The organism is Pseudomonas sp. NPDC088444, from assembly GCF_044900175.1.
Lineage (GTDB): Bacteria > Pseudomonadota > Gammaproteobacteria > Pseudomonadales > Pseudomonadaceae > Aquipseudomonas.
In genome coordinates this window covers 52,280-76,853 of the sequence record NZ_JBJDNK010000011.1, presented here as the reverse complement: position 1 = coordinate 76,853, position 24,574 = coordinate 52,280, and the positions used below count along the sequence as shown (strand labels likewise).

The window sequence follows — 24,574 nt, the reverse complement described above, 5'->3', positions numbered from 1 at the left end:
ACAGGCTTCACGCGTTATTTTTTGTTGAAGGGGTTTGGCGAGGGACAATCGTGACCCAATAACGTGTCCGACTGTGGACCTCCACGGGCAACGTGGCAGCCAGCAACGCGAGAATGCGGTCGGTGTTGTCCAGTCGGAAACTGCCTGTGACGCGCAACGCCTCAAGCGCCGGTTCCCAACGCAGCACGCCTGCGCGGTAACGGCCCAGTTCTCGCAGGAAATGCCCCAATGGCTGGTTTTGCGCGCTTAACACGCCATCGCGCCAACCGTGTAGCGAGGCATCGAAGCTGCTGACGGCACCGGCCCCCGAGCGCTGCAATATGACTTGCTCGCCGCTGCGCAAAGTCAGCACCGGCCCGTTGAGGGGCTGTAATTGCACGCTGCCGTTGACGACCTGAACCCGGCAACGGTCATCGTCCAGGCGCACGCACGCCTCACTCTGGCTGACCACAATGCGGCCATAAGGCCCGTCGACGATCAGCGGCGACATACCCGGCACCTTCAGCGCCATTTCGCCACGCAACAGCGTCAGACGGCGGGCCGTCATGTCGATATTGGCCGCGCTGGCAGTGTTCAGTTGCAGCACGATACCATCGGCGAGGTTCCAGCGCTTTTGCTCGCCGGTCGCCGTTTGCAAATCGGCGCGCCAGACATCAATAGGCAACTCTCGCCATGCCAGCCACGCCGCCGGGGCCACGATTGCCAGCCCCAACGCTCGCTTGAGTGCTGCGCGGCGGGCGTGATCAGGGCGGTCCAGCGTGGCCATGGCCAGCTTCGTCGGCAAACCACTGAAACGCTGGCGCAACTGCTGCGCCTTCTGCCAGGCGCGTTCGTGACGCCCATCGCTGTCGCGCCAATGCTGTAGCTGACGCTGGTCGGCTTCCGATGCATCGCCCGATTCGAGCAATGCCAGCCACTGTGCGGCCTGGCGGACGACGTCACGCTCGTCATGGCTGGGCGCGGTACGACTCACAGGTCCACCAGCAGGCAATGCTCGTAGGCCTGGGCCATGTAGCGTTTGACAGTGCGCTCGGAGACTTCCAGTCGTTCGGCGATTTCGCGGTAGCCCAGGCCTTCCAGTTGACTGAGCAGGAATGCCCTGCGCACCCCGGCAGGCAAACCGTCGAGCAGTTCGTCCAGCGCGTGCAGGGTTTCCAACAGCAGCCAGCGTTGTTCGGGGGACGGCGCGCACGCTTCCGGCAGTTGGGCCAACGCGTCGAGGTAAGCCTGCTCCAGACTGCGACGGCTGTAGAAACTGCTCATCAGTCGCTTGCCAACGGTCAGCAAGTAAGCGCGAGGTTCCCGGACGTCGGCCAACGGCTGGACGCTGGAAAGCACCTTCACAAAGGTGTCATGACTCAGGTCTGCTGCATCCCACGCATTGCCCATGCGCCGCCGCAGCCAGCTTTCCAGCCAACTGTGGTGGTCGCGATACAGGGTGTGGAGCGTGGGTAACGAAGGCGTCGCGGCATCAGTCATGGAGAACAAACCAGAAGATGTAACAAATGCGAATGATTCTAAAGACTGTTACATCCGGACACCAAGCGCTTTTTCACCTGCTCACAGGCTCGCTTCGTAGGCTTTGAGCGATTTAACCCAGTCACGAGGGTTCAGCCCGGTTTTTCGCCGGAACGCTCGCGCGAGCGCTGACGGGCTTTCGTAACCCACCTGATCGGAAATCAATGCGATGGGCTTTCCTTCACGGAGCAGTTGCTGCGCCAGACTGACGCGCCAGCTCAGCAGGTAGTCAGCCGGCGTCTGACCAATGACCTCTTTGAAATGCGCTGCGTAACTGGCCCGCGACATGTTGGATTCATTCGCCAACTCGGCAATTGACCAGGGGTGTTGCGGTTCGTCGTGCATCCTGACCAATGAACGCGCCAGACGTGGATCGGCCAGGCCCGCCATCATCCCCGTTTGCAGTTGGTGGTGGTCCAACAAATGCCGGAACAGTTGAATCACGATCAGTTCGAACAGCCGATCCAGCACCGCATGACGCCCGCAGTGGTCTTCGGCGGCCTCAGTGAACAACCATTTGAGGGTGTCATCGAGCATGGGTAGCTCGGCCAGTGGCAGGACCAGCACATCCGGCAGAGAACCGGCGAGCGGATTGTTTTCGCCACCGGCAAATTCCAGTGACGCACATTGCACGAAGGCGCTCGACGATTCGTCACCGCCAAGCCGATGCTCGCACGGGCGTGGCATGAAAATCAGGCTGGGTTGCGTCAAGCGCTGGTCCGGACTGCCCGACAGCGCCAGTGTCAGGGTGCCTTTCTGCAACAGATGAAGATAACCGCGCCGCTGCGCACCGTCATGGGCGGAAACGCCGCACAGCTCGCCACTGTAAAACAGCGTGGCGCGCACTCCAAACAGAGACAGCAGCGTCGACAGCCGATCCATTTGCGCCTCGACCTCAGAAGTTGGCCGGTGTATTGGCGCTGATGATTTCCGCTTCGTCCTGGCCAATGTTGCGAAAGCTGTGGGGCAAGGTCGTCGGGAAATAATAGCCATCGCCCGCATTCAGAATGCTGATTTGCCCATCGACCGTCAGCTCGATGGTGCCCCGGGTCACCAGACCGCACTCCTCACCCTGGGCATGCACGATCGGCTCATCGCCCGAACCGGCGCCGGGGGCGTACTGCTCGCGCAGCATGCGCATCTGGCGGCTGGGCAGCGAGGCGCCAATCAGCAGCATGCGCAGACCGTCACGCCCCAGATCCGGCTGTTCACCGGCCCGGAAGATGTAGCGTTGATCCTGAGGAGGCTGGTCGAAGGAAAAGAAATCGGCGAGGGTCATGGGAAACCCCTCCAGCAGCTTTTTCAACGAGCTGACCGACGGGCTGACGCGGTTCAATTCAATCAGGGAGATCGTGCCGTTGGCGACGCCGCTGCGTCTGGCCAGCTCCCGCTGAGACATCTTGTAGCTTTCGCGCACTAACTTGAGTCGTGACCCCGTATCCATGACAGCCCTTTGTGAAATGAGGGTATCGAGGACGCTGGCGCGGTGCCCGCAGGCATACGACGCGTTGGCCGTCCTCCGTTTGAGTGGAGGTGATTAGAGCACGTTTGAGCGCCCTCACCTATACGGCTACGCGACATATGAAAGCGTTGTGAATCACACGCCCTGTGGCGGGTACTCGGCGATGAATTGCCCGATCACGTCGGCAAAATCGTGATCGGCCGTAAAGCCGAGGCTTTTCGCGTAAGTGGCGGTGAACGACCCTGGCCAGGAGCCGACGATCTTTTCAATCGCCGTGTTGCGCTCCAGTCGAATTCGCCCGGCCACGACGTCACCTGCGGTACGACGCAAGGCATCGATCATCTGCTCGACCCTGATCGACAGGCCGGGCATGTTGATCACTCGACCCTGTTGCAGACGCTCGGCGCTCAGTTCATGGCCGTGAATCAGGTTGGCGATCGCCTGGGCCGGGGACATCAACCACAGCCGCGTGTCCAGCGGTACGGGGCACACGCTTTCAACGCCGTTGAGCGGCTCGCGGATAATGCCGCTGGCAAAGCTCGATGCCGCCATGTTCGGCTTGCCGGGGCGGACCACGATGGTCGGCATGCGCAGGCTGCGGCCGTCGACAAACCCTCGACGGCTGTAATCGGCCAGCAGCAGATCGTTCATGGCTTTCTGCGTACCGTAGGAGCTTTGTGGCGCCCAGACCTGATGGTCTTCCACCTGCTCCGGCAGTTGCCCGCCGAACACCGCCACCGAACTGGTCATGACCCATTTCGGGCAGGTGCCCAGTGCACGGATGCGCTCCAACAGGTGATGGGTCGCCGTGAAGTTGATGCGCATGCCCAGATCGAAATCCTGCTCGGCCTGGCTGGAAACGACAGCAGCCAGATGAAACACGCTGTCGGTTTCGGAGGTGACCAGGGTTTCCAGCACCTGCGGATCGGCGATGTCGCCACACACCGCATGAACGCGAGGGTCGTCGATGCCGGTCAACGGCACCACATCAAACGCCACGATGCGTTTAAGCGGGCGCTGGGTGCCCTGTCGATCCGTCAACGCGCCGCGTTGCAGCAGCGCTTCGATCAGGCGGCGACCGAGAAAACCGGCCGCACCGGTCACGAGAATGTTCATGAAAGACTCCTGATACTCAGCGATTTACAAGTTTGGCGGGAATGCGGAACACCAGTACGGCCCCCAAAAACAAGGCACTGGCCATGACATACATGCCGACGGTGGTGCTTTGGGTCATGTCCTTGAGAAAGCCCATCAGGTACGGCGACACGAACCCGGCGAGGTTGCCGCAGGAGTTGATCAGCGCGATCCCCGCGGCCGCAGCCGTGCCGCCAAGGAATGCCGTTGGCAACGGCCAGAACAATGGCAAGGTGCTGAGCGCGCCCATGGCGCCGAGGGTCAGGCCGATCATCGAAACGGTGAAGTTGTCGCTCCAGGTCGCCGACATGATCAAACCGATGCCGCCGACGATCGAAGTCAACGCCAGGTGCCAACGCCGCTCGCGCAGCCGGTCAGCGTTGCGCGAGACCAGCACCATGGTCGCCACCGCAGCGCCATAGGGAATCGCGGTCAACAGACCGATCTGCAAGACATCGGTCACACCCGCCTGACGCACCAGCGTCGGCAACCAGAACCCCACGGTGTAGAAACCGGCGATCAGGCAGAAATAGATGCCTGTGAGCAACCACATGCGCGGCTGCATGAACACTTCACGCACGCTGTGGGCGACGTGGCCTTTGGTTTCGGCGTCGATACGTGATTGCAACAGCGTCTTTTGTTCCTGCGTCAGCCACCCGGCGTGGGAGATGCGGTCGCTGAGGCAGAAGATCACCAGAATGCCCACCGCAATCGACGGCAGACCTTCGATGAAGAACAACCACTGCCAACCGGCGTAACCATGAGCGCCATGGAATGCCGTCATCAACCAGCCCGACAACGGCGCGCCGATCAGTCCGGACAACGGCACGGCCGTCGCGAACATGGCGAACATCTTTCCGCGACGGTGGGTCGGGAACCAGTACGACAGGTACAGAATGACGCCCGGATAGAACCCCGCCTCGGCCAGCCCCAGCAGGAACCGCATGATGTAGAACGACATCGGCGTGGTGACGAAGGCCATGCACGAAGAAATCACGCCCCAACTGATCATGATGCGGGCGATCCACAGCCGCGCGCCGACCCGGTGCAGGATCAGGTTGCTGGGGATTTCGACGAGGAAGTACGCGATGAAGAAAATCCCGGCGCCTAGGCCGTACACCGCTTCGGAGAAATGCAGGTTATCGGACATTTGCAGCTTGGCGAACCCAACGTTGACCCGGTCCAGATACGCCAACAGGTAGCACAACAACAGCAACGGCAAGATTCGCCAGGCGGCCTTGCGATAGGCCGCGTCTTCTGAAGCATCGACAGGTGCGCCGATGACATCCTGAGTCAGTGATTCACTCATGTCTTTCCCATCCCTTTGTTTTTGTAGTAGGCGATGTGTGGGGTAGAACGGTGTGCGACATAACAAGTAACATAATACGTCATACGAATTCAACACACTGTCGACAGGGGACGCCGGGGACGAAATGCAGTAACGTGGAATCATTTGAAACATGAGATTTCCATGTCCGCTTCTGATCCCGCCCTGCCCCCGATTCCGTCGGGCAGCCTCAAAGACGCCTCCAAAGGCACCCTGGCCGATCAGGTCACTGCCGCCCTCAAAGCCCACATCGCCAGCGGCGAGGCCCTGCCCGGCTCGCGCCTGCCCACCGAACCTGTATTGTGCGAGCGCTATGGCGTCAGCCGAACCGTGGTGCGTGAAGCCATTTCGCGGCTCAAGTCAGCGGGGCTTGTGGAAGTGCGTCAAGGCAGTGGGACGGTGGTGTGCGAAGGGGCGCACATCAAGGCGTTCACCATTGAAATGGACGTGCGCGGTTCCATCGACGCCGTGCTGCGGGTGACCGAACTGCGTCGGGGCATCGAGGGCGAAGCGGCAGCACTGGCTGCGCAGCGCCATACGCCCCAGGAATTGGAGATCATCGAGCGCGCATTGAAGGCCATCGACATAGCCGAGCACGAGGGTCATGACGGGGTCGATGAGGACTTGGCGTTTCATCTCTCGATTTCCCATGCCACGGGCAACCCGCTCTACCCTTCGCTGCACGAATTCATCGCACAGTTCGTCAAGGAGGCGATTCGCATCACCCGTTCCAACGAAGAACGTCGCCAGGAAATGGCGCGCACGGTGCGCATCGAGCATTTTGCGATCTACAACGCCATCGCGGCGTGCGATCCCGATGCAGCGCGACAGGCCGCACTGACACACATCAATAACGCAGTAGAGCGTTTGAAGAGCGCCGACCCGGCGTTCTGGCAGGACCCGGTGCACAGAACCCCTTGAAGATCACAGCCTGGGGACGGATCGATGACCATTCGTCGCCAATTTCTAAATAGGAATTAGTTATAAAACGGTTTTCACAAACCTTTCACGTCTGAGGGTTCAATCTGTACCCACTCCTTTTGATCCTCTTTAAGCCCGTCTTCCCCAGCGGGCTTTTTTCTGCCCGTCGTTTGGCCGACGACAGGCACAGCAACAAAACGCTTTTGAGTCTGCATGCCCCTGTGGCCGATTTGCTGGCCAAAGCGAGCATGCGCGCCCTGGCTCTATGACGCCACGCCAGCCCCCGTTTTAGCCAGCGCATTGGCCAGCTTTCGCGCCAGCTCTTCTTCCTTGTAAGGCTTCTGCACGATCAGCTGTTGGTCAACGTCGAGAATATCGATATCGGCAAAACCGGTGATGAACATCACGGGCACGCCGGGGTGATCTTGCCGGACCAGCTCGGCCAGCTCGGCGCCCGTCATGTTGGGCATGGCGAAGTCGGTCAACACCAGCTCAATGCTCGAATCGATCTTCTTCAAGGCGTCGGCGCCGTTCTCCGCTTCCACCACACAATAGCCCAGCGAACTGAGCGTCATCGAGGTCACCGAACGCACTGCCGGGTCATCGTCCACCAGCAGAATCGTACGGTGCTGATCGTCTGCATCGGCATGGCCGGGCGTGTCCAGCGCGTTCGTCACCGATTGCGCCGTACCTGCGATGCTGGGCAGAAACACCTTGATCGTGGTGCCAACGTCCTCGGCCGTCTCGATGCGGACCCCGCCACCGGACTGTTTGGCAAAGCCGAACACCTGCGCCAGCCCCAACCCCGAGCCTTTGCCCACCGCCTTGGTGGTGAAAAACGGTTCGAATGCCTTGGCCAACACCTCTTCACTCATGCCACAACCGGTGTCGCTGACCGACAGCACCACGTAAGCCCCCGGGTCAGGGTCTTCCGGGCGCTGCGGCAGGTGATAGACCATTTCATTCCAGGTGCTCAGGCGCAATTGCCCACCCTGCGCCATGGCGTCTCGCGCGTTGATGGCCAGATTGAGGATGATCATTTCGGTCTGAGTGGGGTCCACCAGCGCACTCCATAAGTCGTCAGCCAGATCGGTTTCGACCCAGACACTGCCGCCCAGCGCACGCGCCAACAACTCGCGCATGCCGCCGATGGTGTCGTTGAGGTTCAACGCGACCGGCTCCAGCCGCTGGCGACGGGAGAACGACAGTAACTGGCTGGTCAACTTGGCGCCTCGCTCACCGGCCGAACGGATGTTTTCCAGGCGCTGCGGCGACTTGGCGAACACGCCTTTTTCCAGATCCCGGGCCAGGAAATTCGCACTGGTGAGGATTACCGTCAGCAGGTTGTTGAAGTCATGGGCGACCCCCGCCGTGAGTTGCCCGACCACTTCCAGTCGCTGCATCTGTTGCAGCGCGGCCTCGACACGCTCCCGCTCGCGGATCTGATCGCGCAAGCGTTTGTTGGTCGCCGCCAGTTCGTCCATTACCGTTCGCTCACTGGTGATGTCACGTACCGCGGCGTACATCACCCCCTCGTCCGGCACGATGGTCCACGACAACCAACGGTATCCGCCCTCGGCGTGGCGCATGCGGTTGACGAAACGGGTGGTCACGTTGCCGTTGGCGACGCTGGCGGTCTCACGCAGCGTCGCCTCCAGGTCGTCCAGATGAATCAGCTCGCCGAGGAACTGGCCATTGAAATCGCTGCGCGCCCACCCCAAGGTCGCTTCCCATGCAGGATTCAGGGCAACCGGGGTCAGGTCGAACCGCAGCACGCCCAGCAATTCACGGGACAGCTCCCACGTGCGGTCGCGCTCTCGGGTCCGTTGCACGACACGCTCGCTCAGGATCTCGTTGAGCTGTTGCAGGCCTTGGGTCGCTTGCTTGCGCTCGCTGATGTCCTGCATGACGCCAGTAAAGCGCACGCACAGGCCGTTTTCGAACAATGAACGGCCATTGGAAAACACCCAGCGCTCTTCGTCGCCCTCGACCATGATCCGGTGTTCGATCTGAAAGCCCGTGTCGGCGGTCAGCGCCGCCATGACTTTGGCTTGCAGCAGATCACGGTCGTCCGGATGGCAACGAGAAAACATAAACGGCAGGCTCACGTGAGCGTCGGCGGGCACGCCGTACAGGGTTTTGCAGCGCTCGTCCCAGAGCAAAATTTCGCTGCGCGGGTCGTAGTTCCAGACGCCCATGTCCGCCGCCTCGATCGCCAGATGCGCGCGGATTTCGGTTTCCTTGAGCGTCTGTTCGGCACGCTGGCGCTTTTCCCGCTCCTGCACCTCAAGCACGGCCCGGGTCACTGCTTTAGGCAGCATTTTCAGGTTCTGCTTGAGGACATAATCGATGGCGCCCATGCGCATCATCTCGACCGCATGCTGCTCGCCAAAAATGCCAGACAGAAAAATGAAGGGGGTCTGGGGGGCCAGCCGCAAGGCGTTTTCCAGCACCTCGGGGCCTGAGGAGCCCGGCAGCAGATAATCGCTGAGAATCAGGTCGAATCGCCGCGCCGACAACTCGCGCTCCACTTCCTGGTGGTTGTAGACCAGCGTGGCGTCAATCTTCAGCCCACTGCTTTCGAGGGTGAGCAGGGTCAGCTCCGCGTCGTGCGGGCTGTCTTCAACCAGTAGCAACTTGAGTAGCGGTATCGGCATGAATAGTCGTCGATCATTACACGAAGGCCTTCGCCGCCGACAGGAGTTGCGACGGCGCAGGCCTTGAGGGACGGGGCAATCAGGATCCCGGGCGGCGTGACAGTCGCAGAGAGCCGGGCGGCGGCTCGTTGAGAACGGCCCAGAAAACCCCGAGGTCGGAGATTGCCGAGACGAATTCCTTGAATTCGACCGGCTTGACGACGTAAGCGTTCACTCCCAACGCATACGCGCGTTGCAAGTCCGGCTCTTCGCGGGAAGAGGTCAGCATGACCACCGGCACACTGCGCAGTTCTTCGCTCTCGCGGATGGCCTTGAGCACTTCAAGGCCATCGAGTTTCGGCAGTTTCAGGTCCAGCAGCATCACGGCCGGATTGCCCGCCGCGCGATCGTGCCAGGCATTGCGTCGGAAGAGGTAATCCAGCGCTTCAGCACCGTCGCGCAACACGATGACTTCGTTGGCCAACTGGCTTCGTTCCAACGCAACCAGAGTCAGCTCCAGGTCGTTGGGATTGTCTTCCACCAGAAGAATGGGTTTGAGCATTGGGCGTCTCCTCGGACACTCAAAGGGTTACGGTCAAACTGCGCTTGGGCAGCGCAAAATAAAAAGTGGCTCCCTGCCCCAGCTCGCCATGGGCCCAGACCGAGCCGTCATGGCGCTCGATGATCCGGCGTACGCTGGCCAGGCCGATCCCCGTGCCTTCGAATTCTTCCATTCGGTGCAGACGCTGAAACACGCCAAACAGTTTGCCGGCGTATTGCATATCGAAGCCCACTCCGTTGTCGCGGATGTACACCACGACCTTGCCGTCCTCTTCGTAGCTACCGATCTCGATGACAGCCGCTTCCTGATTGCGGCTGTACTTGATGGCGTTGGACAGCAGATTGCGCATCGCCAGATGCAAAAACGCCGCATCAGCGATGACCACCGGCAACGGCTCTGGAATGCGCCATTGCAAATTCCGGCGCTCATAGTCGGGCTGCATTTCCCGGCGTATGGCCTCGATCATCGCATTGAGGTCGACGTGCGAGTAACGCATGGCCGAACGGCCCATTTGAGAGAAACTCAGCAAGTTGTCCACCAGCGTTCCGGCGAAACGCGCCGACTCGCCGATGTTTTCCAGAAAACGCACACCCCGGTCAGACAACTTGCTGCCTTCGATATCCCCCAGCAGCTCGGCGTAACCGACAATGTGCCGCAGCGGCGCGCGAAGGTCATGGGAAACGCTGTAGGAAAACGCTTCGAGTTCTTTGTTGGACTTCTTCAATTCTTCGGCCAGCTCAGCCATTTCCTCGGCCTTGCGCAAGACGATACCCAGCACGGCCGCCCGCAACTCGATCACACCTTCGGTGTCCAGCTCGTCCCAGGGTTGTGAGAAGCCCCGCACGGTTTCCTGCCACAGCGCAAAGCTGTGCCTCGGGCTCAGCGAGCCGCTGTCATCGACAGCCTTCTCGGGCCTGCCCGCCCAGTTCACCACACGGGTCTGTTCCGGGCGGAACCAGATGATGTAGTTCGAATGCAACTCGGAGATCGCCATGGCCAAGACGCCGCTGACGGAGCGACCGAGCTCGGGCAGCTCGGGAATGTCCCGACCCACGTTGTCCGACTGGAATACGTCGTGGGAGCCACGCTGGCTCAACCATTGCGTCAGGGCCTGAATCTGCCCGTGGTCCGGCGTCTCGCCGTAAACGTCCAGGGTCGATTCGGAGATGACCGCCGCGCCGGATGCGCCTACGAACGCCAGCAACACGTCGGGCATGGAGCGCAGGCCACTGATCACGCTGTCCCGGTCCGCCATGGCAGCAAGCATCTGCACAATCTGTCGACGCAGGCTCAACATGCGTTGGGTCTTGGCCTGAGCCTCTTTGGTTTCGATCTGCAACGACAACACGCTGCCCAACAGCTCACAGGCCGTACGGGTCTGAAAACTCACCGAGCGAGGGGTGGCGTGGTGGCAGGAAATCAAGCCCCACAACTGTCCCCGGACGACGATGGAGATCGACATCGACGCCAGCGTCTGCATGTTGCGCATGTATTGAAGATGCACCGGAGACACGCTGCGCAGGGTAGCGAAACTGAGGTCCAGCGGCGCACCGGTCACCGGATTGTCCACCGGCACCAAGGGCGAGGACTGGTAGTTCGCGTCTTCAATCACACGAATTCGGTTGGCCAAGTACAAAGCGCGTGCCTGGGCAGGAATGTCAGAGGCCGGGAAACTCAGGCCCAGATAATTGGGGTAGCCGTCGTCGGCGATTTCAGCATTGACCAGCCCGTTACCGTCGGCGTCGAAGCGGTAGGCCTTCACCCGGCCAAAACCGGTGATGCGCTTGACCTCTGACACCGAGCGCTGACACAGCGCCTCAATGCTTTCGGTCTCCTCCATCTGACTGATGAACGTGCGCATCAGCGGGTAGACGTTGCCGTAGGCCGACGTCATGTCGCTGGACGGTTCGAACTCGGCGAGCAATACCCGATCGTGCCGGTGCACCATCATCGCAATGGGCTTGCCTGCTTGCGCACCGATCAGAAAGCGCACATCGCCGACGTGAAAGGGGTTCTGGTCGTCTTCGGGCAACGCCGCAAAGCGCTCCAGCAGCCGCTCGGAGTGGTCGAACACCGTTCCCAGTGCTGCACCGATCAGCGCCTGCGGTGCGATCCCCAGCCAGTCACTGACGTTGGCACTGACCTGAACGACAGTCATCGTCACTTCTTCGATCACCAGCAAAAAGCCCTGGGGCTGAATGCTGCCGGGAATCTGGATCGGTTCACGGGCGCACTGGTCGATTGCGCTCTGCTCAAGCGCCGGACGGTGGGTCAACGGTCAATCTCCTTCACCCCGACCTGCATCGCACAGGCAGCTCCCGAGGTGGGTGCCAGACAGGTCGGCACTGAATGAATGGGTGTAAACAGTAACAAAAATATTCCATGGACACGATACAAGCCACGGCAATTCAGACTCAACGCATGATGTAACGCCACAAGGAAGCGCCGTCAAGGCAACAGCATGATGCGCCGTTGGTTCCATGGCGCTGCGACGCGGCGGAACGGCAAAACACCCGTCGGCCCGTCTGCGCCGTGGCTTTACGCACCGCTGGGCATGGTGAAGAAGGAAGGCGTCGAGCCAAAGGGCGTAGCGCAGGTGCGCAGATCATAGCGCAACTCGGCCACCAGTTCGGCCAGCGCGCGAACCGTGGTGAGGTGGGCAATCGAGACGTTCTCCGCGAGCATCGCTACACGCCCGGTGTCGGGGTCGAAGATTTTGACCATCAGCGCGTCGCCAGGCATCAGCGTGCATTCACACGCCAGCGGCCGAAAACTGCTCTCGATCGTCCTGCGCATTTCCGGGGTAAACAGCATGGTCCTACCTCCCTGTTGAGCACGCCCGGGCACCGTGATGCCTGCCTGTTTCAGACCGATGTGTCAGTGTAGGTTCACCGGGCAAAACGAGACAGGTCCCATTACAAGAATGTGGTGTCGATCACGGATTCAGCCACCGTCCCCAGCACAGGACAGTTGTCGGCGGTCATCGGAAAAGCCCCACCGCATTTGAAAACCCGTAGGTTCATCCCTGCAACATGCACAGCGAATCAGCGGGTGTGGCGCTGAGCGTGTGAGTGCACACGCGATTGCAAGTTGAACCGATGACTGTCATGCACCGGCAAGGCGATGAACGCTGGTGATGCGACCATTCCAGATCATTTCGTAATGCGCACTCTGGTGAATGGATACAACGTGGCGCGGCGTCATCAGCGCCCAGCAGACATTCCCCGGTGAGCGCACCGAGTGGTATCGCAGCCCCGCAACGCCTTTGCGTTTCAAACCTTCGCCCAGAAAATGGGAGGCCGAGTAATCGTCGGGGGCATAAATGGGATCGGACAACGGGACGTCAATGGCATCGACGCAACCCACCTCGCGAAACCGACACGACAAGCCACGAAAGACGAAGCGGTCGTAATTCAGGTGCTCCACGCCGGACCAATAGCGCTGTTGATGATGCTTCACCTCGGCAATGGCCGTGTCCACGGCATCCGCCAGATACAACACCCCGAACGTCCCGTTGCTGAAACGCGATCCGGCCGGGTTTACGTGGGTGAAAGGCGCTGTCGCGTAGGCGCAACCGGGAATGCCGAACGGGATGTCCTGCCGTGGGATCAGTTCCAGTCGGCCGAGCTCGTTCTGCAACCGGGGATTGGTCAGCGACTGGATCTGGTAGAGCGTTTCGAACTCATCGGCATCCGCCACATCGTTAAACAGGCTGATGGGCGGATATTTGGAATTGATCAGGCGCCAGGCATGCTGCTTTTCATCCGCAAGTGCAGGCAGCGCGTCTGGCGTCACCATTGCGCGCCCCGCAGGGCATCGATACGCCGAAACGTTTCATAGAGCGAGGTCATGTCACCTTGCGTCATGACGTCCAGCGGCGAGCGGCCGTTGAAAAATTCGTTGTGATTGGGCATCGAAGGAAAGCCGTAGACATTGTCCGGGTTGTCGAACAGCGTACGTAGCGCGGCATGGATGTTCAGCACGAAACTGATGCGTTGCAACTGATCCAGATCCAACGCCACTGACCAGTCGGCATCGTCCTGCCGGGCGCGGGTGTACGTGCTGCGGGAGATGCGCAAGATACGACAGGCCTGCTCACTCGACGTTTTCCATTTATCGAGAATGCGCAACGCCGTGCGCAGGCCCACAACGCCTTGCGCACGGGATAACGCCTGAATATTGAGCGCAGCAGCCATTAAACGGTCTCCTCACCTGATTCCACAGAATCAAATATAGACCATTCGCCTCTGAAGACGCAATCAGTGAAGCAGTCAGCGGCGGATAGAGTCCGGATGTTCGGCCTCATCGCGCACCATCAACATGATCGCGTCGCGCTTCTCCAGCAGGTGATGACGCAAGATGTGGCTCAACCGTTTGCCATCCCGGGTTTCGAGGGCTTCGATCATCTCTTCATGATCGTGAAGCGCCCGCTCCCACTTGGGGGCCTGTTGGTTGGACAGGAACCGCAGCGCCTGAATGCGCCGGTTCAGTGACAGGTACACCTGACGCAGCGCCGTGTTGCGCGCGGCCTGGTTGATCAGATCGTGGATCGCGCGGTTGCGCTGGTAGTAGCCGGGCAAGTCGTTCTGGTTCTTGCTCACCACCATGGCGTAGTGCAGCGCCTTGATTTCATCGAGTTCCTCGGTGGTGATGCGGTCGCATGCCAACTCTCCGGCGAAGGCTTCGATACCGCTCATCAGTTCGAAGGTTTCGCGAATTTCCAGCTCCGACATGCGCGCCACCGTGGCGCCTCGGTTCGGATTGATCTCAATCAACCCCTCTACGGCGAGGACTTTGAGCGCTTCACGCAGCGGCGTGCGGGAAATGCCGAGGGTTTCGCACAGCTCACGCTCGTTGAGTTTCTTTCCTGGAGCCAAAACCCCCTCGGTGATGAAACCGCGCAAGTGTTCGACGACGACATCGTGCAAGCGCTGACGCTCGACCTTGAGCAGCGGGCGGGCACTTTCCGGTTCGGCAAACGCTTCAAAATTTTGCATACAAAATCCTCTACAGCGACGTTTTGGACCAACGCCTTATGCTGAAAACACTCATCAGACCCCGGATATTAGCTCAATTGTGACGTTTGACACACTTGGACCCAGTGCTAATGTATTTTGCATTCAAAACACAAAGAACAAAAAAGGAGTCATCGAATGCTGAAGCTCGATTACCACCCGGCCGGTCGTCACTTCCTGCAAATCCCTGGGCCAAGCCCGGTTCCGGACCGCATCCTGCGCGCCATGAGCTACCCCACCATCGACCACCGCGGACCGGAATTCGGTGAGCTGGGGTTGAAAGTGCTGTCGGGCATCAAGCAGATCTTCAAGACTCAACACCCGGTGATCATCTACCCCGCCTCAGGAACCGGCGCCTGGGAAGCCGCGCTGTGCAATACCTTGAGCGCTGGCGATGAAGTGCTGATGTTCGAAACCGGCCATTTCGCCACCCTGTGGCAGAAAATGGCCCTGAGCCTGGGCCTCAAGCCACAGTTCATCGGCAAGCCCGGAATCGAGGGCTGGCGCGGCGGCGTTGACGCACAGATGATCGAATCCCACTTGCGTGCCGACAGCGCCCATCGCATCAAAGCCGTGTGCGTGGTGCACAACGAAACCAGCACCGGCGTGACGTCCGACATCGCTTCGGTGCGCAAGGCCATCGACGCCGCAGGCCACCCGGCGCTGCTGCTGGTGGACACCATTTCCGGTCTGGCTTCGGCTGATTACCGCCATGACGAATGGGGTGTTGACGTTACGGTCTCCGGCTCGCAGAAAGGCCTGATGTTGCCGCCGGGCATCAGTTTCAACGCCTTGTCGCCCAAGGCCATCGACGCCAGCAAAAGCGCGAAACTGCCGCGCAGCTTCTGGGGCTGGGACGAAATCATCGAGATGAACAAGACCGGCTACTGGCCGTACACGCCGAACACTAATCTGCTCTATGGATTGTCCGAAGCGCTGGACATGATCCTCGGCGAAGGCCTGGACAACGTGTTCGCTCGCCACAAACGCCTGGCGCAAGCCTGCCGCACCGCTGTCAACGCCTGGGGTCTGCCGATCCAGTGCGCGGACCCCACCGTCTATAGCCCGGTGCTGACCGGCGTCATGACCCCGGAAGGTGTCGATGCCGACCAAGTGCGCAAGCTCATTTACGAGCGCTTCGACATGTCGCTGGGCACAGGCCTTGGCAAAGTCAAAGGTCGCATGTTCCGCATCGGCCACCTGGGCGACTGCAACGACCTGACCCTGATGGCGACCCTGACTGGCTGCGAGATGGGCCTACAACTGGCGGGCGTGAAGCTACAGTCCAGTGGCGTGCTGGCAGCGATGGATTATCTGGGAGGGCAATCGGTCCCGCTGCGACGCGAATGACATGATCCGCGCTGCGGCACTCTTCGCAGCGCCTGTGCAAAACTGACTTACCTATCCCGAATCAACGCGCTGGCCCCAGCGCGAACAACAAGAAAATGGAGATAGAACATGAAGTTTTTACGCCTGCGCCCCACTACGGTGGTGCTCATCATGCTGTGCGCCATGTATTTCATCACCTACCTGGACCGGGTCAACGTCAGCACGGCAGCGGTGGGTTTTGGCAAGGAATTCAACCTCACGAAAACTGAAATCGGGCTGGTGTTTTCTGCCTTCGCTTACCCGTATCTGGTGTTTCAAATCATTGGTGGCTGGGTCAGTGACCGCTTCGGCGCCAAGCGCACGCTGGTGGTGTGCGGTCTGATCTGGGCCGGTGCGACGGTGCTGACCGGGCTGGCCGGTGGCTTCGTCTCGCTGATCATCGCTCGCGTCCTGCTGGGCCTGGGTGAAGGCGCCACCTTTCCCGCCGCAACGGCAGCAATGTCGCGCTGGGTGGCCAAGGATCAACGCGGCTTCGCTCAAGGCATCACCCACGCCTTCGCGCGCCTGGGTAACGCATTGGCACCGGCGGCGATGATTGCAGTGATGGCCGCCTATGGCTGGCGGGAATCGTTCTACGCCTGCGCTGCGATCAGTTTCGTCTGGGTCATGCTATGGATGCTGGTGTTCACCGAGCACCCCAAAGACCATCCGCGTATCAGCAAATCAGAACTGGACGTACTGCCGCCGCCCAAACCCAAGAGCAAGATCCCGCTGCCGTGGGGCCGCCTGTTCAAGCGCATGGCGCCGGTCACCATTGTCTACTTCTGCTACGGCTGGACGCTCTGGCTACTGCTCAGTTGGGTGCCGATGTACTTCATGAACATGGGGCTGGACCTGAAGAACACGGCGATCTTCTCTTCTACTGTGTTCTTCGGCGGCGTGGTCGGTGACACCCTGGGCGGCATCGTCAGCGACCGCATCTACAAACGCACGGGTGACCTGAACAAAGCCCGCAGCCGGATGGTCGCGATCTGCCTGACCTGCACGCTGTTGGCGCTGGTGCCGTTGATGTTCACCCACAACATGTACGTGTCGCTGGCGTGCCTGGCGGTGGGGTTCTTCTTTTCGGAAATGACCATCGGCCCAATGTGGGCGATTCCCATGGACATCGCGCCCGATCATTGCGGCACCGCCAGCGGCATGATGAACACCGGCTCGGCCATGGCAGCGATTGTCAGCCCGGTCGTCGCAGGCCTGTTGATCGATCAGTTCGGTAACTGGCAGTTGCCGTTTCTGGTCAGCGTCGTGCTGCTGGCGATTGGCGTGTTGTTGTCATTCCGTATGCGCCCACAGAGCAAATTCGATTACGGCAACACTGCTCAGGCAGCGCCCTCGAAAACCCCGGAGGCTCCAGCCGCCGTCGTCACCAGCAAATAACCCCGAACGGCTCGCCTGCGGGCGGGCCATTTTTGATAAGGATGCTTATACACCTCGACATCTTCCCCGGCACGACTCGCGCAACTGCTCGTTCAGGCGCAAAAAGACCGCCAACCGCCGGGCAATCTGCCCCCCCCCCTCGTAACGGGTAGATGACGCGTTTCAAGGAGCCTCCAGACGGCGCGATAAGCCCTGATCCCGCTGCCGCATCAGACCTTCCAGCGTAAAGCGGGCCTGGGTCAGCACTACCTCCCTCACCTGCTCCATTTCCTTCTGGTTGATCTGCGTCCACTTAAGCGCTTCGAGCAGCTTCGGTTTCTGCACCCTGAACGCCAGGCCCTGAGTGAACAGCGCCATGGAATGAATCACTGTACGGTCATCCTCGACGGCAAAGCCGGACAGGCGCGCGATCAACTGACGAATGACCACACCAACGCGCTTTTTGAAGCGGTCTTCGAAGGCCATGGTCGCGCTCTCCGGGCACAACCCGGCCTGATGGCGGTCGAGAAAAGCCCGCCACGCAGTGGTCTGCGGGCTGTCCTGAATGGTCGACACCACCGCGCCGAGAATCCCCAATGACGCTTCGATCAACGCCTGATCATCAGCATCGGCGGCGGCCAGCGCGCTTTCGGCGATGTCCACCGTTGGCCCCATCTTGCGCCATAACAGGCCAATCAAATGTTCGACACAGGCCAGGTACACCCCTTCCTTGCCATCGAAGTAGTACTGCAAGGCCGGTGAATTGACCCCGGCGGCGGTGGCGATGTCACGCGTCGATGCGCCGTCGTAGCCGCGTTCACCGAACACCGAAACGGCGGCCTCGATGATCCGTGCGCGAGTCTCTTCGCCGCGTTGATAGCCACCCTCGGCGGCGGGTTTGTGTCGTGCCATGTGCAGCTCCCGTTCGGTACCGGGCCAAAATATACCAGTTGACAAAAATTCGCGAAAAAACGAATTTATTCCACCTGGTATAAATTCTGGAGTGACCTGATGTCCGCCGCACAACCCACGCCTCAGGTCGCCCCTGAAGACGCCGCCGACACCACCAACGGTCAACGGGGCAAGGCCCGACGAATTTTGTTGAGCCTGGTCGGCGCCGCCTTGTTGATCGCGCTGTTCTGGGGCGCCTGGTGGTGGATCACCGGACGCTTCATCGAATCCACCGACGATGCCTATCTGCAAGCCGACAGCATCAGCGTGGCACCGAAAATCAGCGGCTACGTTGGCGAGGTGCTGGTGGTCGACAACCAAACCGTCAAGCGCGGAGATGTGCTGGTGCGGCTGGACGCGCGCAAGTATCAGGCCGTCAGTGATGAAGCATCAGCCACGATTGCGGCTCGCAGCGCTGATCTGGCCAAGGCCCATGCCGAACTCGTACAGCAGGACTCGACCATCGCCGAAGCCCGCGCGCAATTGCAAGGCGCCGAAGCCGATGCTCGCCACGCCCAGACCGAAGTCGCTCGTTATGCTCCGCTGGCCCGTTCTGGCGCCGAACCCGAGGAGCGTCTGGCGCAGCTCAATAACCAATTGGCTCAGGCCCGCAGTACCGTCGCGGCCAAACAGGCAGCGCTGCGTTCCAGCGAAACCCGTTACGGCACGCTGCAAGCCCAACTCAAACAGGCACAGGCGCAACTCGGCGTGGCCAAGGCCAGCGAGGCGCAGAGCCAACTGGACGTCGACGACGCGGTGATCCGCAGCCCCATCGACGGGCGCATCGCTGACCGTGGCGTGCGTCTGGGCCAATACGTTCAGCCCGGCACACGCCTGCTGACGGTGGTGCCGGTCGATGCGATCTACCTGACCGCCAACTACAAGGAAACGCAGATCGGCGACATGCGGCCCGGCCAAACCGTGAGCGTTCACATTGATGCCCTGCCAGGGCGCACGCTGCAAGGTCATATCGACAGCCTGGCCCCCGGCACTGGCGCGCAGTTCGCCTTGCTGCCGCCGTCCAATGCCACGGGCAACTTCACCAAGATCGTGCAACGGGTTCCAGTGCGCATCGCGCTGGACATTCCCGACGACGTGCGCCCGGCGCTGGTCCCCGGCCTGTCGGCCACCGTGGAAGTCGACACCCGCACCGGCAACGCGGACGCTCACCATGGCTGAAGCCACTGCAACCGTGGCGTACGCCGAGACGCCACGCAACGCTTCGCTGACCGACTGGATCGCCGTCGCTGCGGGTTCACTGGGTGCGTTACTGGCGACACTGGACATCTCGATCACCAACTCGGCGTTACCGCAGATTCAGGGACAGATCGGCGCGACCGGCACTGAAGGCACCTGGATCGCCACCGGCTACCTGATGTCGGAGATCGTCATGATCCCCCTCGCTGCGTGGCTGACCCAGGTGTTCGGCCTGCGCCGCTTTCTGATCGGCACCACGCTGATGTTCACCTTCTTCTCGATGTTCTGCGGCCTCTCCTCCAGCCTCGGCGCGATGATCGCCGGGCGTATTGGTCAAGGGTTTGCGGGAGGCGCGATGATTCCCACCGCACAAACCATCGTGCGCACGCGGCTGCCTGCCCATCAACTGCCCATCGGCACCACCATGTTCGGCATGACGGTGATCCTCGGCCCCTTGCTGGGGCCGGTCATCGGAGGCTGGCTCACGGAAAACATCGACTGGCGCTGGTGCTTCTTCCTCAACCTGCCCATCACCATTGCCCTGATCACCCTGCTGTTGACCGGTTTGCCGTCCGAACGCATGAACCTTGAGCGCTTCATCAAGGCCGACTGGGCGGGGATCCTCGGCTTGGCGATGGGCTTGAGTTCGCTGACCGTGGTGCTGGAAGAAGGCCAGCGCGAACACTGGTTCGACTCATCGCTGATTGTCTGGCTGAGCATTGCGACCGTGGTCGGTTTCTTCCTGATCGCCGTCGGCCAGTTGCGTTCACGTACGCCAATCCTGCGCCTGCAATTGATGCTCAACGGCAGCTTCGGCAGCGTCTTGTTGATCGCCACGGCAGTGGGTGCCGGTCTGTACGGAACGGCCTATCTGGTGCCGCAGTTCCTCGGCATCGTGTCGGGCTACAACGCCGAACAGTCCGGTTCGATCATGCTGTTGTCGGGCATTCCGGCATTTCTACTGATGCCGATCCTGCCGCGAATGCTCGGCCGTTATGATTTGCGAATCATGGTCGGGCTGGGGTTGCTGCTGTACTGGGCCAGCTGTTTTCTCGACACCGAACTCACGACGCAAAGCGTCGGCCATGATTTCGTCTGGTCGCAATTGCTGCGCGGCTTCGGGCAGATTCTGGTGATGATGCCGCTGAGTCAATTGTCGATGCGCTCGGTGGAGGCCAAAGACGCAGGCGACGCCGCCGGGCTCTACAACATGTCGCGCAACCTGGGTGGCACCATCGGCCTGGCGCTGCTCGGCGTGCTGATGGACCGTCGCAGCCACTTTCACGACGACGCCCTGCGCGAAGGCATTCTGGCCAACAGCCAATTGGCCCAGGACCAGATGGCCAGCAGCACGGCCAGCCATCTCGCACAGACCGGCGATGCCTCGACCGCACAACTGCGAGCGTTTGCCCAACTGGCCAACGACATCGCGCAGCAGGCCTCGGTCATGGCCTACAACGACGCGTTTTACGTGCTCGGTCTGGCCATGCTGGCGTGCCTTCCCTTGATCTTCATTCTGAAAAAGCGCGCGGCGCTGGCAGGCACACGAAAATGATTGCTCGCACGATTCCCCTCTTCCTGACCCTCGGCCTGTTGTCCGCCTGCACCGTGGGGCCAGACTACAAAGGTGCACCGGACATAGCCCCCAAAACCCTCGCCGCCAGGCAACTGCCCCATGCCGACAGCACGGCGAGGAAAGCCCCCGCCGTTGCCCAGTGGTGGCAGACCCTGGGCGATCCGCAGCTCAACGGCTTGATCGAGCACGCCATGAACAACAGCCCCGATATCGCCACTGCGCAAGCACGTCTGCGCCAATCCAGGGCCAGCCTGAAAGGCAACCAGGCCAACCAGATGCCCAAGATCAGCAGCAACGCGGCGATGTTGAAACTGCGCTCCCCCGACACCTCAGCCTTTGGCGGTGAAAGCGGCGGCAGTCGAGGCCCGTTGACCTTGTATCTGGCGGATTTCGACGCCAGTTGGGAAGCTGACCTGTTCGGCGGCACCCGGCGCGCCATCGAGGCCGCACAGGCTGAAGCCGAATCGTCTCAGGCCCGGCTGGCCGATGCACAAGTGCAACTCGCCGCTGAGGTGGTGCAGACCTACGCGGATTTGCGTGATCAACAGACCCGACTGGCACTGGTGGACGCCAGCGTCGAGATCGAAGAACAGGCCGTAGACCTGACGCAACAGCGTCGTACCCAAGGCGTCGCCTCGCAGTTACAACTGGAACAAGTGCTGACCCAGGCCGAGAACACCCGCGCACAACGCCTGCCTTTGCAAGCGTCGATCATCGAGTCGATGGATCAACTGGGCCTGCTGTGCGGGCTGGAGCCGGGTGAATTGGACACGCAGTTGAATACCGCGCGCCCATTGCCAAACATTCCGAGCCAGGTGCCCTTCGCTGACCCGGCGGCGATTCTCAAGGCCCGGCCTGACATTCGTGTGGCCGAACGCGCGCTGGCGTCCAGCAACGCGCAGATCGGCGAGAAGAAAGCCGACTGGTTCCCAAAACTGAGCCTGATGGGCGACTTGTCGTTCTCGGCTGCCGATCCCGCCCATCTCGCACGCAAGGACAACGGCACCTGGTTACTGCTGCCACGGCTGAGCTGGAACATTCTGGATTTCGGTCGCGTGGCCGCCAGCGTCGAAGGCGCAGAAGCCGGACACGACGAAGCCCTCGCCCAATACAAAAGCGTGGTCTTGAGTGCTCTGCGAGACGCCGACGTCGCCCTCGCCCGTTATGGCCATCAGCGGGAAAATGTGGTGCTGTTGAGAAGTGTCGAAGCCTCCGCTGTGCGCGCCGCCGACCTGACGCGCCAACGCTATCGCGCGGGCACCGCGAGCACCCTCGACTGGCTAGACGCCGAGCGCACGCGCTATCAGGCGCAGGAAAGCCGCATCTCTGGCGACGCGGCACTGCTCAAGGATTTTGCCTCGCTGCACAAAGCCCTGGGGCTGGGCTGGACGCTGTAATCATCCGCGATCACACGCAGTCTTTGGCGGCCTGACCGAAACCGGTGGTCAGCAGGCTGCGTTCATAAATGAACACCTTGCCCCCGGTAGGCGCCTTGTACGCTTCGATCACGTTGTCAGCGGCCACCGAACTCGACACGACGATTCGGTAATGGCGTTGGGCCTGAGACAAGATCGGACTCATCGAATGGCCCTGTAACTTGGGCACCACACAGGCGGCGAATTGTTCGGGCGACTTTTTGGTTTCCAGCGTGAGGGTCGGCTCATTGGGTGCCGAGGCGCAGCCGGTCAACAGTGCGAGAGCGGTCAGGGTGGCGGAGATCATCAAAGTGCGCATGGTCAGGTCCTGTCAAAAATGCTGCTCATCAGGCAGTTCTTCTATGCAGGCCATTGTCCGGATTGATCGCCAGAACTGAACTTGAAAGGGCTGATGCTCACTATCACTGCAAGCGATAGTTGAAAGCCTATGACGCAAACTCAAAAAAAAACGCTGCATCTTCATGCAGCGTTTTTTATTCATCCATTTCAATCATACCGATAGCGCCAATCCATTAACCGTTTTGACGGCCATAACCTTGAGTGGTGTATTCCAGATTGTGCGAGGCGCCATTGCTGTCGACATAAGTCATTTGAGTTTTGACCAGACCGTCGACTTTCTCAGGGTCTTGAGCGGTTTTGACGCTGACGACCTTGGCAACGTCCAGGCCTTTGTGACGGTTGTACTGCTCGACCTGAGTCAGTGGCTGGGCGCTGGCGGCGCTGGTGGCAAGCTCATTAGCCGAAGCGAAGACACTAAAAAACGAGAGAGCGGCGAAGGCAACGTATTTCATTTTGATTCTCCAGAAGTCGGTTTAAAACGTGAGTGAGCAAAGCGCGGTTTCGTTTGCTTCTGGAACTCATTCTTATGGATTTTTTATCGAAGGATAAATACTTGCTGTCGATAGGAAACATTAGCGGCATCAATACCCGCGATTGTACTATTTGCTGCAACAGTGTTTATTCATATTAAACAACAATAACACCTCAACTAAGTTACACCGCGCAGGGTGGCGCAACCCTGCGCGACCCTTGAGTCTTAACGCAAACCGAAGCCAAGGCGTTTCAGCTCTTCAACCAGATGCTCCCGGCCATGCAGGTTGGCCACGCTGCGCAGGCGAGCGACCACCTGCTCGGACCACCCTGCCGCCTTCAGGCCTTCCTGCCTATAGAACGCACCCAGTCGCGCATCGTACTGTTCAATGGCGGACTGCTCGGGCGCCACCGAGTAAGTCTCGCGGTGCAGCACGGCCGACTGAGGCAAACGTGGCTTGACCTGCGCTGGACGCTCGGGCGCCGGATAGCCAATGCACAGGCCAAACACTGGATAGACCTGAGGAGGCAGTTCCAGTTCTTTCGCCACACCTTCGATGTCATTGCGGATCGCGCCAATGTAAACGCTGCCCAACCCCAACGACTCCAGCGCCACGACGGCGTTCTGCGCGGCCAGTGCTGCATCGATGGTGCCCAGCAGCAGGCTTTCCAGATAAGGCATGGCTTCGAGTTCAACCTGCTGGCGCTCACCCAGACGCGAGACGCGAGACAAATCGGCGAGCCACACCAGAAACAGCGGGGCCTGATGAATATGCGCCTGATTACCTGCAAAGCTCGCCAACCGAGCCTTACGCGCGCTGTCTTCAACCGCCACCACGCTCCAGACCTGCAAGTTTGACGAACTGGCCGCCGACTGGGCAGCCGCGATCAAGGCTTCCAGCGTGCCATCAGGCAAGGGCCGATCGGTGAAAGAACGGACGCTGCGATGATTGAGCAGCTCATCGAGCATTGGACTCCAGCTCCCTGGGACCTGAATGTCGGGCTGACCATAGCGAGTGGCGAGGCGTTGTTGAGCGGTGTCTGTCATGGGGAAGTTCCGGAACCGATGAATAAATCGTCTGAGACCGGCATTTCAGGACAGAACGCCCGCAAAAGGCAAGTTTTCGGGCAAACAAAAAAGCCAGCTACATGAGCTGGCCTTTTTGATGTTTCGTCTGGCTCCACGACCTGGACTCGAACCAGGGACCCAGTGATTAACAGTCACTTGCTCTACCAACTGAGCTATCGCGGAATGAGCGCTATCTTACTGATTGAAAAAGAGAA

At 60.4% G+C, this 24,574-nt stretch carries 23 protein-coding genes and 1 tRNA gene; 6 read left to right on the top strand and 18 right to left on the bottom strand.

All coding sequences use genetic code 11. The annotated features are described in order from the left end of the window. Positions 1–7: 7 nt before the first annotated feature. The 6 genes from ACI2KB_RS21475 to ACI2KB_RS21450 all read right to left on the bottom strand — a co-directional run bounded on the left by ACI2KB_RS21475 (position 8) and on the right by ACI2KB_RS21450 (position 5,423). Positions 8–973 (bottom strand): FecR domain-containing protein, encoded by a 966-nt coding sequence (locus ACI2KB_RS21475; protein ID WP_404637709.1) that lies wholly within the window; start codon positions 971–973, stop codon positions 8–10. Continuing rightward, the gene (locus ACI2KB_RS21470) at positions 970–1,479 is read right to left on the bottom strand and encodes a sigma-70 family RNA polymerase sigma factor (protein ID WP_404637707.1); all 510 of its coding nucleotides are present in this window, start codon (positions 1,477–1,479) and stop codon (positions 970–972) included. Before ACI2KB_RS21470 ends, ACI2KB_RS21475 begins: the two co-directional genes overlap by 4 nt. 81 nt (positions 1,480–1,560) lie before the next feature. Next, positions 1,561–2,400 carry a cupin domain-containing protein gene (locus tag ACI2KB_RS21465; RefSeq protein ID WP_404637705.1) on the bottom strand — a complete coding sequence of 280 codons (840 nt, stop codon included), beginning with the start codon at positions 2,398–2,400 and terminating at the stop codon, positions 1,561–1,563. A 13-nt stretch (positions 2,401–2,413) separates the two neighbouring features. Continuing rightward, positions 2,414–2,962, bottom strand: a complete 549-nt coding sequence (locus ACI2KB_RS21460; protein ID WP_404637703.1) for a cupin domain-containing protein — start codon at positions 2,960–2,962, stop codon at positions 2,414–2,416. Between the two features lie 153 nt (positions 2,963–3,115). Continuing rightward, complete coding sequence (gene denD / locus ACI2KB_RS21455) at positions 3,116–4,096, bottom strand: D-erythronate dehydrogenase (protein ID WP_404637701.1); 981 nt, start codon at positions 4,094–4,096, stop codon at positions 3,116–3,118. Positions 4,097–4,112: 16 nt separating this feature from the next. Continuing rightward, positions 4,113–5,423, bottom strand: a complete 1,311-nt coding sequence (locus ACI2KB_RS21450) for an MFS transporter (protein WP_404637699.1) — start codon at positions 5,421–5,423, stop codon at positions 4,113–4,115. A gap of 156 nt (positions 5,424–5,579) precedes the next feature. On the opposite strand from ACI2KB_RS21450, the gene ACI2KB_RS21445 reads away from it, so the two are divergent. Then, positions 5,580–6,362 carry a FadR/GntR family transcriptional regulator gene (locus tag ACI2KB_RS21445; RefSeq protein WP_404638058.1) on the top strand — a complete coding sequence of 261 codons (783 nt, stop codon included), beginning with the start codon at positions 5,580–5,582 and terminating at the stop codon, positions 6,360–6,362. 263 nt (positions 6,363–6,625) lie between these two features. Here ACI2KB_RS21445 and ACI2KB_RS21440 read toward each other — a convergent pair whose 3' ends face one another. The 7 genes from ACI2KB_RS21440 to ACI2KB_RS21410 all read right to left on the bottom strand — a co-directional run bounded on the left by ACI2KB_RS21440 (position 6,626) and on the right by ACI2KB_RS21410 (position 14,557). Next, on the bottom strand, positions 6,626–9,019 hold the full coding sequence (locus ACI2KB_RS21440; protein ID WP_404637697.1) for a response regulator: 2,394 nt from the start codon (positions 9,017–9,019) through the stop codon (positions 6,626–6,628). A gap of 79 nt (positions 9,020–9,098) precedes the next feature. Next, entirely contained in the window at positions 9,099–9,560 is a 462-nt protein-coding gene (locus ACI2KB_RS21435; RefSeq protein ID WP_404637695.1) for a response regulator, read from the bottom strand. A 19-nt stretch (positions 9,561–9,579) separates the two neighbouring features. Further along, a complete protein-coding gene (locus ACI2KB_RS21430; protein ID WP_404637693.1) occupies positions 9,580–11,835 on the bottom strand; it encodes an ATP-binding protein in 2,256 nt (751 codons plus the stop codon). A 263-nt stretch (positions 11,836–12,098) separates the two neighbouring features. Next, entirely contained in the window at positions 12,099–12,374 is a 276-nt protein-coding gene (locus tag ACI2KB_RS21425; protein WP_404637691.1) for a DUF1652 domain-containing protein, read from the bottom strand. A 291-nt stretch (positions 12,375–12,665) separates the two neighbouring features. Continuing rightward, positions 12,666–13,358, bottom strand: coding sequence for an RES family NAD+ phosphorylase (locus tag ACI2KB_RS21420; RefSeq protein ID WP_404637689.1), 693 nt, complete (start codon positions 13,356–13,358; stop codon positions 12,666–12,668). Continuing rightward, on the bottom strand, positions 13,352–13,756 hold the full coding sequence (locus ACI2KB_RS21415; RefSeq protein ID WP_404637687.1) for an antitoxin Xre-like helix-turn-helix domain-containing protein: 405 nt from the start codon (positions 13,754–13,756) through the stop codon (positions 13,352–13,354). The genes ACI2KB_RS21420 and ACI2KB_RS21415 overlap by 7 nt, the downstream gene beginning before the upstream one ends. Positions 13,757–13,831: 75 nt before the next feature. Beyond that, positions 13,832–14,557, bottom strand: a complete 726-nt coding sequence (locus ACI2KB_RS21410; protein WP_404637685.1) for a GntR family transcriptional regulator — start codon at positions 14,555–14,557, stop codon at positions 13,832–13,834. A 156-nt stretch (positions 14,558–14,713) separates the two neighbouring features. Here ACI2KB_RS21410 and ACI2KB_RS21405 point away from each other — a divergent pair, with 156 nt between their 5' ends. Together ACI2KB_RS21405 and ACI2KB_RS21400 are read left to right on the top strand one after the other, a co-directional pair. Beyond that, on the top strand, positions 14,714–15,925 hold the full coding sequence (locus ACI2KB_RS21405) for a pyridoxal-phosphate-dependent aminotransferase family protein (protein ID WP_404637683.1): 1,212 nt from the start codon (positions 14,714–14,716) through the stop codon (positions 15,923–15,925). A gap of 108 nt (positions 15,926–16,033) precedes the next feature. Then, complete coding sequence (locus ACI2KB_RS21400) at positions 16,034–17,341, top strand: MFS transporter (protein ID WP_404637681.1); 1,308 nt, start codon at positions 16,034–16,036, stop codon at positions 17,339–17,341. A 162-nt stretch (positions 17,342–17,503) separates the two neighbouring features. Here ACI2KB_RS21400 and ACI2KB_RS21395 read toward each other — a convergent pair whose 3' ends face one another. After that, positions 17,504–18,232: a CerR family C-terminal domain-containing protein gene (locus ACI2KB_RS21395; protein WP_404637679.1), complete on the bottom strand. Its 729-nt coding sequence runs from the start codon at positions 18,230–18,232 to the stop codon at positions 17,504–17,506. A gap of 99 nt (positions 18,233–18,331) precedes the next feature. On the opposite strand from ACI2KB_RS21395, the gene ACI2KB_RS21390 reads away from it, so the two are divergent. From ACI2KB_RS21390 to ACI2KB_RS21380, 3 genes are read left to right on the top strand one after another with little or no spacing between them, the layout of a single operon-like run. Beyond that, entirely contained in the window at positions 18,332–19,450 is a 1,119-nt protein-coding gene (locus tag ACI2KB_RS21390) for an HlyD family secretion protein (RefSeq protein ID WP_404637677.1), read from the top strand. Then, positions 19,443–21,023: a DHA2 family efflux MFS transporter permease subunit gene (locus ACI2KB_RS21385; RefSeq protein ID WP_404637675.1), complete on the top strand. Its 1,581-nt coding sequence runs from the start codon at positions 19,443–19,445 to the stop codon at positions 21,021–21,023. Before ACI2KB_RS21390 ends, ACI2KB_RS21385 begins: the two co-directional genes overlap by 8 nt. Beyond that, on the top strand, positions 21,020–22,441 hold the full coding sequence (locus tag ACI2KB_RS21380) for an efflux transporter outer membrane subunit (protein WP_404637673.1): 1,422 nt from the start codon (positions 21,020–21,022) through the stop codon (positions 22,439–22,441). Before ACI2KB_RS21385 ends, ACI2KB_RS21380 begins: the two co-directional genes overlap by 4 nt. 10 nt (positions 22,442–22,451) lie before the next feature. Here ACI2KB_RS21380 and ACI2KB_RS21375 read toward each other — a convergent pair whose 3' ends face one another. The 4 genes from ACI2KB_RS21375 to ACI2KB_RS21360 all read right to left on the bottom strand — a co-directional run bounded on the left by ACI2KB_RS21375 (position 22,452) and on the right by ACI2KB_RS21360 (position 24,542). Continuing rightward, entirely contained in the window at positions 22,452–22,778 is a 327-nt protein-coding gene (locus tag ACI2KB_RS21375; RefSeq protein WP_404637671.1) for a hypothetical protein, read from the bottom strand. Positions 22,779–22,992: 214 nt separating this feature from the next. Continuing rightward, positions 22,993–23,271 (bottom strand): DUF2790 domain-containing protein, encoded by a 279-nt coding sequence (locus tag ACI2KB_RS21370; RefSeq protein ID WP_404637669.1) that lies wholly within the window; start codon positions 23,269–23,271, stop codon positions 22,993–22,995. A 245-nt stretch (positions 23,272–23,516) separates the two neighbouring features. After that, on the bottom strand, positions 23,517–24,338 hold the full coding sequence (locus tag ACI2KB_RS21365) for an NADPH-dependent oxidoreductase (RefSeq protein ID WP_404637667.1): 822 nt from the start codon (positions 24,336–24,338) through the stop codon (positions 23,517–23,519). Between the two features lie 128 nt (positions 24,339–24,466). Then, positions 24,467–24,542: transfer RNA gene (locus tag ACI2KB_RS21360), tRNA-Asn, on the bottom strand. Positions 24,543–24,574: the final 32 nt, after the last annotated feature.